We start from the raw sequence: 12,132 nt of genomic DNA on the forward strand, positions 1-12,132 counted from the left end.
GAGTAGTCAAAAAACCTCGTTCTAAGTTTCCAGCGAGAATTCCAATCCACTCAGGAGCGGGTACTAAACGTCAACCACTCACTTTTTTGATTCTCAATACTGCTTAATTCTTAACCGAGAAGTATTGATGCTCGTCATGGTGTTATTTCCTCGAATTGTGACAATCTCAATTAACTTATTGAATATTTATCTCAATAAGTCTAGGAACATAATACCAGAGTTATTGAGATTTATTTGCACTTATTTTATATAAGTTTTGTGAATGAGATAGCAAAATGAGGAATTTTTCACCAGATTGAGGGTAGTCTCTAATTCTGTTATCTAAATTACTGTGAATAAAATTGCTATTATTTAGCAATAAGTGAAAATACTGCGATCGCCTCCACCGGATGAAGTGGAGATAGGGAACAGGTTATAGGTTACAGTCAAAAATTTGTGTAATTATGCAACGCCAGATATTTTTGTAGTGAGGACGCATATTTATGCGTCCCTAATGTTTCTAGTCTTCTTCAATTGCAGGAGAACGCAACTGTTCTACCATCGCCTGAATTTCTGCGGGAGGGGGTGGTGTGAGGCGAGACACAACTAATGTCACCACCAAATTAATCAACATACCTAAAGTACCGATACCTTCAGGTGAAACGCCAAAAAACCACGGTTGTACACCGCCAAACTTGACGCTGATGATATAGATAATGGTAAAAATTAAACCACTTAACATGCCAGCGATCGCACCTTCCGCATTGGTGCGTTTGTCGAAGATTCCCAAAACAATCACAGGAAAAAAGCTCGCCGCAGCTAATCCAAAGGCAAAAGCTACAACCTGACCCACAAATCCCGGCGGATTTACCCCAAAATATCCAGCCAGAACTAGGGCTAAACCAACCATAACCCGCCCAACAAATACTCGTTTGCTTTCCGATGCACTGGAATCCACAATACGGTAATAAATATCGTGGGCGACAGAACTAGAAATTACTAACAACAAACCCGATGCGGTAGATAAAGCCGCAGCCAAACCACCAGCAGCTACCAAAGCAATCATCCAAGGCGCAAGTTTAGCTACTTCTGGGGTAGACAGCACGATGATATCGGGGTCAATCTTGATTTCGCTAGTTTCTTTATTTGGGGTTAATTGCAGACGACCATCCTTGTTTTTATCATCAAAACTGAGCAGTCCGGTTTTTTCCCACTTAGTCGCCCAGTCTAATTGTTGCACCTCTGCAATTGTGTGATTGTGCAGGGAATTAATCAAGTTGTAGCGGGCAAACATTGAGACGGCAGGGGCTGTAGTATAGAGGATGGCAATAAATAATAATGCCCAACCAGCAGAAAAACGGGCGGCGCGGACACTGGGTACTGTGTAAAACCGCACGATGATATGAGGTAATCCAGCAGTCCCCACCATCAAAGCAATAGTGGTGAACAGTACATCCAGCATGGATTTATTGGCAAATGGCTGAGTATACTCTTGAAACCCTAAGTCAACTTGGATTTGATTGAGTTTGTCAGCAACATCACTAAAAGTAAAAGCCAATTGCGGAATTGGATTACCTGTCAACCGCCAGGCGATCGCGATCGCTGGAATCAAGTAAGCTAAAATCAATACACCATACTGGGCTACTTGTGTCCAGGTAATCCCTTTCATCCCCCCCAGTACTGAAAAAAAGCCCACAATCACCATCCCGATAATTACACCTGTGTTTATGTCTACTTGCAGGAAGCGACTAAACACAATCCCCACACCCCGCATTTGACCAGCAACATAGGTAAGGGAAATGAAAATGGCTGCGACAACTGCTACCAAACGAGCCACATTTGAATAGTAGCGATCGCCCACGAAATCCGGTACTGTATACTTACCAAATTTCCGCAGATAGGGAGCCAACAACAACGCCAACAGCACATAGCCGCCAGTCCAGCCCATCAAATAAATAGAACCGTCATAGCCCAAAAAAGAAATCAGTCCCGCCATTGAAATAAAAGAGGCTGCTGACATCCAATCGGCGGCGGTAGCTGCACCATTTGCAATTGAAGGTATTCCCTGACCAGCCACAAAAAAGTCTTTACTACTTTCAACTCGTGATTGCCAACCGATATAAATGTAAATCAGGAAAGAAAATCCGACTATTATAATCGTCCAAAGTTCAACTGACACAGCTTTTTCTCACTTTTTATTATATTTGCGGTCTATTTTGTCCATTTGAAAAGCGTAAATGAAAATCAATATCACAAAGATAATGATTGAACCTTGCTGCGCCATCCAAAAACCAAAGGGTACGCCAAAAAAACGTATTCCATTTAATGGTTGAACCAACAAAATACTAAAAACTAGGGAAACTAATCCCCAAACAATTAAAAGATTACGAATTAAAGCAGTATTCGCACGCCAATAAGAGCGGCGCTGGTTATCATCCATTGTTATGTGTCGTAAGTGCATCACAAATAATAACAAGAAGTCGCCATTTTCCTTGTGAATGCTTGTGTTATTTTTAATAAATTTGTATCAATTGATTCTAATTCAAGTTTCGTTAAGAGTTAGAATGGCGAGATTACGTTAAATTGTGGTTAAAACTACAAAAAATTGTCACAACAACAATTAATCCATCCGGTATTTCCAGCCTCAATTTTCCGACTCGACAATGGTTTAACGTTTATTCATCAAGAGATTTCCACAACCCCTGTAGTTGTGGCAGATGTTTGGGTGCGTGCTGGAGCAGCCAGAGAGCCAGAACCGTGGTTTGGTATGGCTCACTTTTTAGAACACATGATTTTTAAAGGTACGGCAACACTAGCCCCTGGAGTATTTGATCACAACATCGAGAACCGTGGTGGTGTGAGTAATGCAGCGACGAGTCACGACTATGCTCATTACTGCGTGACGACTGCTGCACCTTACCTAGAAGATACCTTGCCTTATTTAGCAGAACTACTAGTGAATGCGGCAATTCCTGATGATGAATTCTGGCGCGAACGGGATGTAGTGCTAGAAGAAATTCGTTCCTGCAATGATGATCCCGACTGGCTAGGATTTCAGTCTCTGATCAAAAATATTTATCACTATCATCCTTATGGACGTTCGGTGCTAGGTACAGAGATAGAACTCATGCAGCATTCACCAGATGATATGCGCTGTTTTCATCGCGCTCACTACCAACCAGAAAACATGACAGTGGTAGTTGTCGGCGGAATTGAGCAAGAAAAAGCACGGGAATTGGTGAATTGCTCATTTGCTGATTTTGCCGAACCTGTTGATTGTCCGCAGTCAATCAAGGTAAGACAACCAAGTATCAACGGTATACATCGTCAAGAACTATGTTTACCACGCCTAGAGCAAGCGCGGTTACTGATGGCTTGGACTGCACCGGGAGTTGAGCAACTCCGTGCCGCTTACGGTTTAGATGTGTTATGTGTATTCTTAACAGAAGGGCGAACTTCGCGCTTAGTGCGTGATTTGCGGGAAGAAAAGCAATTAGTACAGGCAGTTTCTAGTAATTTTTCTTTACAAAGAGAATCAAGTTTATTTACAATCACTGCTTGGTTAGAGCCAGAAAATCTAGAAGTAGTAGAGTCTCTAATTTGCGCTCATTTGCATGATTTACAAACTGAAGGAATTGGCGAACCTGAACTGGCTCGGATGCGTAGACTGTTATGTAATGAGTATGCCTTTTCTACCGAAACGCCAAATCAACTGACAGGACTATATGGATACTACAACACCGTCGCTCAAGCCGAAGTGGCGGTAACTTATCCACAACAAATTCAGTCATTTACTACCCAAGAACTGCAACAATTAGCTAAACAGTATCTTTCACCGCAGAATTATGCGGTTACGATTCTCAAACCATGTTAGTCAAGAGTCCATAGTCCAAGGATTCTTGACTATTGACCTTTGACTCTTGACTTTTGACTAATGACTCAAACTGTGAAACCTTCTCTTTCTCATTCCCCCATCCATCGCACTGTACTCAACAACGGCATTGTAGTGTTGGTAGCAGAAAATCCAGCTGCGGATATTATTGCAGGGCGGATTTTTCTTCGTGCTGGTAGTTGTTACGAACCACGAGAGCAAGCGGGGTTAGCACATTTACTCTCCGCAGTGATGACAAAAGGATGTGATGGACTTTCGAGCTTAGAAATTGCCGAACAAGTGGAATCTGTAGGAGCAAGTTTAAGTGCAGATACCTCTACAGATTATTTTTTGTTGTCGTTGAAGACAGTCACCTCAGATTTTCCAGAGATATTAGCACTCACAGGACGCATTTTGCGATCGCCTACATTTCCCGAAACCCAAGTAGAATTAGAGCGGCGTTTAGCACTACAAGATATTCGCTCACAAAAAGAGCAGCCTTTTACCCTTGCCTTTGAGCAAATGCGACTGGCAATGTACCAAAACCATCCCTATGGTATGTCATTGCTAGGAGATGAAACCACCATGAGCCGCATCACGCGCCGAGACTTGGTGCAGTATCACCAAACTTATTTCCGTCCAGACAATTTGGTAGTTAGTATTGCCGGACGAATTACCTTAGCAGAGGCGGTAGCATTGGTAGAGCAAGTGTTTGGTGACTGGGAAGTACCTGCACAACCACTACCCGTCCTAAATTTGCCAGAAATTCAAATCAATCCACAACCCCTACTTAAGCCGCTACAAACACAACAATCAATTGTGATGTTAGGTTATTTGGGCGCAGCCGTAAGTTCTTCAGATTACGCCCCACTCAAATTGCTTTCTACCTATTTGGGTAATGGGTTATCGAGTCGTTTATTCGTAGAATTGCGGGAAAAACGCGGTTTAGCTTACGAGGTATCTGCTTTTTATCCAACTAGGTTATATCCTGGTTCATTCGTCGTCTATATGGGTACAGCGCCGGAAAATACCACCATTGCCCTAGAAGGACTGCGGACAGAAGTAGATTTACTTTGCACCACAGAAGTATTAGAAAACGCATTCCAAGCTGCTAAAAATAAAATTCTGGGACAGTATGCTTTGGGTAAACAAACTAATGGGCAAATAGCACAGATTTACGGTTGGTATGAAACCTTAGGCTTAGGTATTGATTTTGACAGCCAATTTCAAGAGCTAATTGCTGGTGTAAGTGTTGATGATGCCAAGGCAGCAGCTAGTCGCTATTTACAAGAACCTTACTTATCTTTAGTTGGTCAAGAAGAAGCAATTAATGCTGCATTATCCTAGAGGAGACAGAAGTCAGCCATTAAGTTAAATTTTGCGAGTAAGCCTCTACTAAAAAACCTGCCAATCTTATATGAAGATTAGCAGGTTAGGGATTTTGCGAATCGGAGCGGCGGGATTCGAACCCACGACCTCCACTACCCCAAAGTGGCGCGCTACCAAGCTGCGCTACGCCCCGGTCAGAATTATGATTATATCGCAAAACTCTCAACAAATCAAGATGCAGGTTTAAAAAACTTTGAGCATCTCAGCAGCTTGCAACAGACCAGGTATAGCAGAAGCACTCCATCTACCTTCTGCACAGCGCCCTGTATTGAGGATGAAACGTAGAGTGTATTGATGGGGATAGCCTTCCACTTCCATCCATAATAAATCGCTTTCGGCCTCACAAGCAATCTTTTCTTCATCCATTAGTTCGGCTGTGAGTTGTTTCATCGTGTCTGCTAACTGTGCTAACAGACGGCAAAATTCATTCAACTCAGCCTCAGTTAACTCAATAGCCCAATCATCCGTACCCACCAAACCTTTATATTCAAGGGCTTTTGGGTTCCAGCCAATACGCCAGCCAGAACCGCTTTTAATTAGACGTTCCATCTTCCGATTTTGGATTTTAGATTTTAGAAGTAGATTAATCCTCAAATTAAAATCACTTTAGAAGTTCAGCCCCTCCGGTTTGGGGTTTCTGGGGAGTAGTTGAGGTGCTAGGGCTAGGTTGGTTGGTATTTTGGCGTTGATTGGGACTAAAGATATTAACTAAAGCTTGGGCTAAAGCATCTCTTTGACGACGGTTGAGACGGGAAATGGCGGCGCGATCGCCATCTATCGGATTCTGCCGTAATGTATCATTACCTGGATAGGTAGTGTCATACATAACCTCATTCACACCCAGGTAATCAGCCAAAGTTAGCTTCCAGTCTAAACGATAGATGGGCGATCGCTCTTTTACATAAACGTGATAACGGATGAGGCGATTAGCTAAGGTATTATTGTCCGCCACTCTACCAGTCTCTTTATGAATATACTGATTTTCTTTTGGCAGGTCGGGTAATTGCTGATATACTTGCTGCCAAACATCAGAGGGACTGATTCTTTGAGCTACGGCAGGTTGAATGCCAAGTAAACTAGATTCGGGTGATTGATTTGTGCCTAAACTCACAACCATCCCAATCACAATCAATGCAACGATTAATGCTGAGTTAAACTTCACAACCATCAGTGAGATAATTTATCTAGCGAACATTCTGAGATGAAGGTGCAATGGCAATACTTCAGTAATCAGCACCTTCACCTCAACACTGTTTTTACATTTCACCAATAATTTCTGGCTGAGTCAATTCATCAGACATTTCGATGATTGCTCTTAACACAGGCTTCATCATTATATCTTCAGAGCTTTCAAAGTCTTCATAACGCCGACGCTTGGCACGATTTGCCACCTGAACCGTAATGCGATAGCGATTCGAGGCTGCACTAATTAAATCCTCGGCACGGTGCATAATTTGACTTTGGGTTGTCTCGAACTTAGAACGCTTGAGCATAGTTAATGGTTCTTGGGGTCACTCTCCAGTTTAGCAGTACTGAAAAGGAGTAGGGAGAGAATAGGGAATACACTCTACAACTGCTACACCCTTATTTTGGATGATGGTTTACCCTAAACCAAAATGCAGCCAGCGCGTGCAGGAACAATCAGCGAAAGCTGTTGAGTCTCTCCTTCCTTATTCCATTCAAATTCTGCATCGCCATATAAAAGTTTTTTGGGTTGAGTTTGCAAACTAGCAATATCGAGATTTGCTGTTGCTGATGCTGTACCAGCATTAACAGCAATAATCAATTCCTCTGTGCCTAAAGTTCGGGCGAAAACGTAAAGTGTGCCTTGGGCATATAAAACTTGATAATCTCCGACACGCAAAGCTGGGTAATTATGGCGAATGTCAACTAATTGGCGGTGAGTCTGAAGAATTTTTTGATCCCAATTAGCTTCTAAAGGAAAGCCGCGTCGGGAGTCGGGATCTATTGCACCCGGTAAACCCACTTCATCGCCATAATAGATACTTGGCGCACCAGGAAAGGTAAGTAGCAGTAGAGTTGATAATTCCACACTGGCTTTATCGCCGCCAGCAATAGTCATTAAACGTGCTGTATCGTGACTCGCAAGTAAGTTGAGTTGTGTTAGCTGAATTTCCCAAGGATATAGTTGCAATAATTCTTGGATTTTGGCGGCGTACTCGGCGGCAAATAAAGGTGGATAAGGTTGATAATCACGGCTTTGGACTTGTTCTAAGACTACGCGATCGCCAGCCGTAAAAGCAATTGTCGGCCCGGCAAATAAATAATTCATCACGCCGTCAAATTGTTTCCCATCCAACCACTGGCGCGAATCTCCCCACACTTCCCCCACAATATAAGCTTCGGGGTTAATGGCTTTGACTCGTTCTCGAAATTCTTGCCAAAAACCAGGAGTTTTAATTTCAAATGGCACATCCAAGCGCCAGCCATCAATGCCGAATTTCATCCAATATTCGGCAATTTCCATGATATATTCTTTCACTTCTGGGTTGTTATGGTTAAAGACTGGTAAAGCGCGATTTCCTGCCCAACCCTCGTAATTAGCCGGAAAATCACCATTATAAGCAGAAAGCGGCCAGTCGTGAATTTTGAACCAATTCAGCCAAGGCGAATGAGGGCCATTTTCCAAAACATCATGAAAGAAGAAAAACCCGCGACTCGAATGATTAAACACCCCATCCAAAACAACTTTAATATTCCTTTGGTGGGCTGCGTCTAGCAATTCTTTAAAGGCTTCGTTACCTCCCAATAAAGGATCAACTTGGTAATAATCGTGAGTGTGATACCGATGATTACTAGCCGACTGAAAAATGGGCGTGAAATAAATAGCGTTAATCCCTAAACCTTGGATATAGTCTAATCTCTCAATAATGCCCCACAAATCGCCGCCTTTGTAACCTTGGAGTGTAGGCATGGATTCCCAATCTTCCCAACGGGCTTCATGCAGTAACCGTTTGTGCGGCTGTTTGCTTCTAGCAAAGCGATCTGGAAATATTTGGTAGAATACAGCGTGCTTGACCCAATCTGGTGTTTGAATTTGCATGAGTGATCATTTGTACCTTCAGGAGAGATTGTTGCAAATAGTTGCTGATTTGTATCTCTCACCTGTGATGGAAAAATCCAAAATGAGTTTGATATGTAGGAATCCGATTTGATTAATGAACACATTTGTAGAGGTAGGGAACAGGGAACGGGGAACAGGAAAGAAGGGATCTAGAGGTATACTGAACTTTTTCACAAATCAAGTATGAGTCCTATATGTATTGGCTTTTTGACAACATTTATTAATGAAATGTAAATAAATTTTCAGTACCTACAGTGAATATTACTGATTGGAATCATCAAATCTTCGTGCGGATGAGGTTGATAGCCAATAATTAAAGAGCCAGTAGGAAATCGAGAATCTTGAGCAATTTCGGCAACACTGCGACCAACTACATAACAACTGTTAGGAATCGCCAGTTTTAAAACTTCAATTTGCCCCTGCTCAAAGTGCATCATTGATTCTACTTGTGGATACTCAATAGCATTGACCATCGTTGAAACCGCCAGTTCTACAGTGCTAATCACATGGTTAGCTCCGGCCAAACGCAGTGGTTCAGTAAAATCAGAGTGGCGCATCCGGCTCAAAATATGGGGAACGCCGTAGTGCTTGGCAAGAGTCACCATCGCCAAGTTCAAAGCATCACTTCTGAGGACAGCTGCTAGGGAATCGGCTTTCTGAATTCCAGCTTCTAACAAGACTTCTATACTCACAGCACTACCTTCAAAAGCCATTGCACCGACTTGCTCACGGGCATAGCGACAAGCAGTAGGGTCAATATCAATGATGGCAACAGTATGACCTAGTTCTACCAGTTTTTGAGCCAAAGAAATCCTACTAAGCCCGCTCCACCAATGAGAAGGCTTTTATCTTTGCTGGATTGCTTTTAGTATTAGCAATAAATAAGACGAGAAAATGAGTATCTATGGGTAAATTTTTGGGGCTTGATAGTGTGAAAAGCTGATTTAGCACAACTTGGTTGATCGCCAATAGTAAATAGTCTCAAATGGTTACGTATGTTTTTTGATATAAATTTTCTCAGTATTTAAAATTCATCTATACAAGTTTGCGTATTAATTATCACTAGTATTTGTTTGATTTTTATAACTTCATAATTCTTGATTTTTCTCTATTTAAGTTTTTACGTAATCATTGTTACTGGGACTGAATTACTCAAAAGCATTTCCGAAAAAACAGTTAATCTAGATGAACATTACCAATGAATTCAGATAATCATACCTACTAAATTTATTGACATTAGGATATTTAAGAAGCTACAACAATTTAAATGAGGAGAAAAATAATTCATAAAAATTAGTCGCCGATGAATAATTGAATCTTAAAAATTATGGGTTATTTACTCACTCATAAACTTATTTACAGCTATCTATTGAAACTGTAGATAACCATAAACTTATCTAAGAAGCACAGCAATAAAAATCACCTAGTTGTTACTAGCCTAGAGTGACTTAACTTGCTAAAAAAATTACTTGTCTTGTCATTAACGAAATTGAGGTTGAAGCAAAAATGAGACACGAAAAACTTTCTGCTGGGCTGCTGTTGGCATTTGAAGATTATCAACATGAAGGGGTACAAGCCTTAATGACACACAAGCGATCGCTTGGGATCATGGCTCCTAAAAGTGTTGTCAAACCCACCAAGAGCCTGGTTTTTATCTACTGCGATTCTGACGCAGACTTAAGTCACTTATCACAACACGGCATTGAAGTCAATCAAAATACTGGAAATGTGCGTACTGCTTTCTTACCTATTGACAGTTTAGATGCTTTATCAGAAGAACCTGCCATCCAACGCATCAAACCATCACGCAAACTAAAACTACGGATGGATGTTGCGTGCCAAGCAGTAAAATTACCAGAGTTTAAAAATAAAACTGGATTGACTGGTAAGGGTGTAATCATCGGTGTTATTGACAGCGGTATTGACCCGAAACACCCCGCCTTTACTGGGCGGATTTTACGGTTATGGGATCAAACTCTACCAGGGCCAGGAGTTACGGAAGGCGCTTATGGCGCTGAATTAACAGGTTCCTTACTGACCGTTTCCCAAGATACTAACGGTCATGGTACTCACGTTGCAGGCATCGCGTCTGGTGCTGATGCTACATACTGTGGTGTCGCACCAGACGCAGAATTAGTAATTATCAAATCTGACTTACAGGATGCCCACATTGCCGATGCTGTCCGCTACGTTTTCCGGGTAGCTGATGAGTTGGGACGGCCCGCTGTGGTAAATCTCAGCTTGGGTGGACACGCAGATGCCCATGATGGTAGCGACTCTCTCTCCAAAATTATTGACTCGGAAACTGGCCCTGGCAAGATTGCTTGCTGTGCCGCAGGTAACGAAGGCAACGACAATATTCATGGTCAAACCAGCATACCCAGTGGAAAGATGCGGGGAATGCGCTTTAATGTGCCTTTAAATCAAGTAGGCATTGTCTGGTTAAATGCTTGGTATTCCAAAGACAGCCAATTAGAAGTTTCCTTGCGGAGTCCCAATGGGTTTGTGACACCCTTCCAAAAAATTATTACTGACGGAAACCCAGCCGTAGATCATCAACTCCCCGATGCACGAGTGCAAATTGTCACATCAGGCCCAGATCCATCTAACGGTGACTATAATTTTTTTGTGCAGATTCGAGGCAACGGCCCTTCACCAGTGATGGGAGGTGTTTGGCAGCTACGAGTCCGCAACACATCTTCAACTAATGCCCGCTTGGATGTGTGGACATTAGACGAAACTTCCTCAGTGTTTTTTACAGGTACTAGTGTTAAAGATGCAGTGAAAATTGGTGCGCCGGGATGTGCCGACAGTGCAGTAACAGTTGCTGCTTATACCACCAAAGTTAAGTACACAGATATTGATAACCAAGAGCGAGAAATGGGCTTGGAACCCAATAAAATTTCTGAGTTTAGTAGTGAAGGGCCGCTACGCAATGATGCCCAAAAACCAGATGTTGCTGCACCTGGCGCAATGATAGTTTCGGCACTTTCTTCTAATGCCAATTTTGATAAATCAATGACGGTGAATTCTAAGTTTGTGGCGATGGCTGGTACTAGTATGGCGACTCCCTTTGTGACCGGGATAATTGCATTATTATTGCAGCGCGATCGCAATTTAGATCCCACAGCTATCAAAGAATTACTTCGCAAAAACAGTTCTATTCCTGGAAAACCATGCGGAACCTTTGATCACAAATGGGGCTATGGCTTGATTAATACAGAAAATCTGTAATTGGACGTAAAACTAAGTATATTACGTCTGTATAAGGGTAGGTAATCAAAACCGATAAATTTGATAAGTTAGTGTTAGGCAGCTTCATACTTGCCTACCCTTTTACTACAAAAATACTTATGAACTATCAAAAGCTAGATGCTGCCTTAGCTATGGCACTCAATGATGTTCCAGACTCAACTACACCGAGTTTAACTGTATTCATCCATACAGAACCAATTTCAGATAACGCAATTACGGTGTTACAAAGCTTCGGCATTGCTGATGTTACTAGTAGCAAAGATATTTTCACCGCTACATTGTCAGTCAATGCAATTTCTCAGCTATCAGAACAACCTTGGGTGAAGCATTTACAACTATCACAACAATTACGTTTGGTAAATGGGGTAAGAAGAATTGGTAGTTTTGGTGTTTCGTAAGTAATAATTAAAACGTAAGGATTCAGGTCTAATATTGAGGAAGTAAAGAAGGGCGAAACTGAGAATTATTAGAGTCAGCAATTAGAGCTTGTGCAAAAAAATCAACAACAGACTTACCTTGACGGCGACAAGTCTGCACCACCGTCAATAAATTG

10 protein-coding genes, 1 tRNA gene and 1 pseudogene are annotated in these 12,132 nt (G+C 42.0%); 4 read left to right on the plus strand and 8 right to left on the minus strand.

Annotation, left to right across the window (positions count from 1 at the left end):
* Window positions 1-499: 499 nt before the first annotated feature.
* Entirely contained in the window at window positions 500-2,158 is a 1,659-nt protein-coding gene (locus IQ259_RS25510; protein ID WP_193888794.1) for a sodium:solute symporter family protein, read from the minus strand.
* A 9-nt stretch (window positions 2,159-2,167) separates the two neighbouring features.
* Window positions 2,168-2,419, minus strand: coding sequence for a DUF4212 domain-containing protein (locus IQ259_RS25515; protein ID WP_193888795.1), 252 nt, complete (start codon window positions 2,417-2,419; stop codon window positions 2,168-2,170).
* A 165-nt stretch (window positions 2,420-2,584) separates the two neighbouring features.
* Between IQ259_RS25515 and IQ259_RS25520 the strand changes: the two genes are divergently transcribed.
* Together IQ259_RS25520 and IQ259_RS25525 are read left to right on the plus strand one after the other, a co-directional pair.
* A complete protein-coding gene (locus IQ259_RS25520; RefSeq protein ID WP_193888796.1) occupies window positions 2,585-3,853 on the plus strand; it encodes a pitrilysin family protein in 1,269 nt (422 codons plus the stop codon).
* 60 nt (window positions 3,854-3,913) lie between these two features.
* Window positions 3,914-5,197 (plus strand): pitrilysin family protein, encoded by a 1,284-nt coding sequence (locus IQ259_RS25525; protein WP_193888797.1) that lies wholly within the window; start codon window positions 3,914-3,916, stop codon window positions 5,195-5,197.
* 101 nt (window positions 5,198-5,298) lie between these two features.
* On the opposite strand, the gene IQ259_RS25530 is transcribed toward IQ259_RS25525, so the two are convergent.
* The 6 genes and pseudogenes from IQ259_RS25530 to IQ259_RS25555 all read right to left on the minus strand — a co-directional run.
* A tRNA-Pro gene (locus IQ259_RS25530) sits at window positions 5,299-5,372 on the minus strand.
* A gap of 50 nt (window positions 5,373-5,422) precedes the next feature.
* Window positions 5,423-5,788 carry a DUF1818 family protein gene (locus IQ259_RS25535; RefSeq protein ID WP_193888798.1) on the minus strand — a complete coding sequence of 122 codons (366 nt, stop codon included), beginning with the start codon at window positions 5,786-5,788 and terminating at the stop codon, window positions 5,423-5,425.
* 52 nt (window positions 5,789-5,840) lie between these two features.
* Window positions 5,841-6,407 carry a hypothetical protein gene (locus IQ259_RS25540; protein ID WP_193888799.1) on the minus strand — a complete coding sequence of 189 codons (567 nt, stop codon included), beginning with the start codon at window positions 6,405-6,407 and terminating at the stop codon, window positions 5,841-5,843.
* A gap of 88 nt (window positions 6,408-6,495) precedes the next feature.
* Window positions 6,496-6,732, minus strand: a complete 237-nt coding sequence (locus IQ259_RS25545; protein WP_015114011.1) for a DNA-directed RNA polymerase subunit omega — start codon at window positions 6,730-6,732, stop codon at window positions 6,496-6,498.
* Between the two features lie 113 nt (window positions 6,733-6,845).
* Complete coding sequence (locus IQ259_RS25550) at window positions 6,846-8,303, minus strand: glycoside hydrolase family 13 protein (protein WP_193888800.1); 1,458 nt, start codon at window positions 8,301-8,303, stop codon at window positions 6,846-6,848.
* A gap of 290 nt (window positions 8,304-8,593) precedes the next feature.
* Window positions 8,594-9,159: pseudogene (locus tag IQ259_RS25555) on the minus strand (TrkA family potassium uptake protein); the annotation flags it as partial.
* A gap of 671 nt (window positions 9,160-9,830) precedes the next feature.
* Between IQ259_RS25555 and IQ259_RS25560 the strand changes: the two are divergent.
* Window positions 9,831-11,558: a S8 family peptidase gene (locus tag IQ259_RS25560; protein WP_193888801.1), complete on the plus strand. Its 1,728-nt coding sequence runs from the start codon at window positions 9,831-9,833 to the stop codon at window positions 11,556-11,558.
* A 119-nt stretch (window positions 11,559-11,677) separates the two neighbouring features.
* Window positions 11,678-11,977: a hypothetical protein gene (locus IQ259_RS25565; RefSeq protein ID WP_193888802.1), complete on the plus strand. Its 300-nt coding sequence runs from the start codon at window positions 11,678-11,680 to the stop codon at window positions 11,975-11,977.
* The last annotated feature ends 155 nt before the right edge of the window (window positions 11,978-12,132 follow it).

This window comes from Fortiea sp. LEGE XX443 (genome assembly GCF_015206815.1).
GTDB lineage: Bacteria > Cyanobacteriota > Cyanobacteriia > Cyanobacteriales > Nostocaceae > Nostoc_B.

Excerpts from the sequence above, each read along its gene's own strand:
- IQ259_RS25565 (WP_193888802.1), top strand. The coding sequence starts at position 11,678 with ATGAACTATCAAAAGCTAGATGCTGCCTTAGCTATGGCACTCAATGAT.
- IQ259_RS25550 (WP_193888800.1), bottom strand. The coding sequence starts at position 8,303 with ATGCAAATTCAAACACCAGATTGGGTCAAGCACGCTGTATTCTACCAA.
- IQ259_RS25545 (WP_015114011.1), bottom strand. The coding sequence starts at position 6,732 with ATGCTCAAGCGTTCTAAGTTCGAGACAACCCAAAGTCAAATTATGCAC.
- IQ259_RS25560 (WP_193888801.1), top strand. The coding sequence starts at position 9,831 with ATGAGACACGAAAAACTTTCTGCTGGGCTGCTGTTGGCATTTGAAGAT.
- IQ259_RS25540 (WP_193888799.1), bottom strand. The coding sequence starts at position 6,407 with ATGGTTGTGAAGTTTAACTCAGCATTAATCGTTGCATTGATTGTGATT.
- IQ259_RS25525 (WP_193888797.1), top strand. The coding sequence starts at position 3,914 with ATGACTCAAACTGTGAAACCTTCTCTTTCTCATTCCCCCATCCATCGC.
- IQ259_RS25515 (WP_193888795.1), bottom strand. The coding sequence starts at position 2,419 with ATGGATGATAACCAGCGCCGCTCTTATTGGCGTGCGAATACTGCTTTA.
- IQ259_RS25535 (WP_193888798.1), bottom strand. The coding sequence starts at position 5,788 with ATGGAACGTCTAATTAAAAGCGGTTCTGGCTGGCGTATTGGCTGGAAC.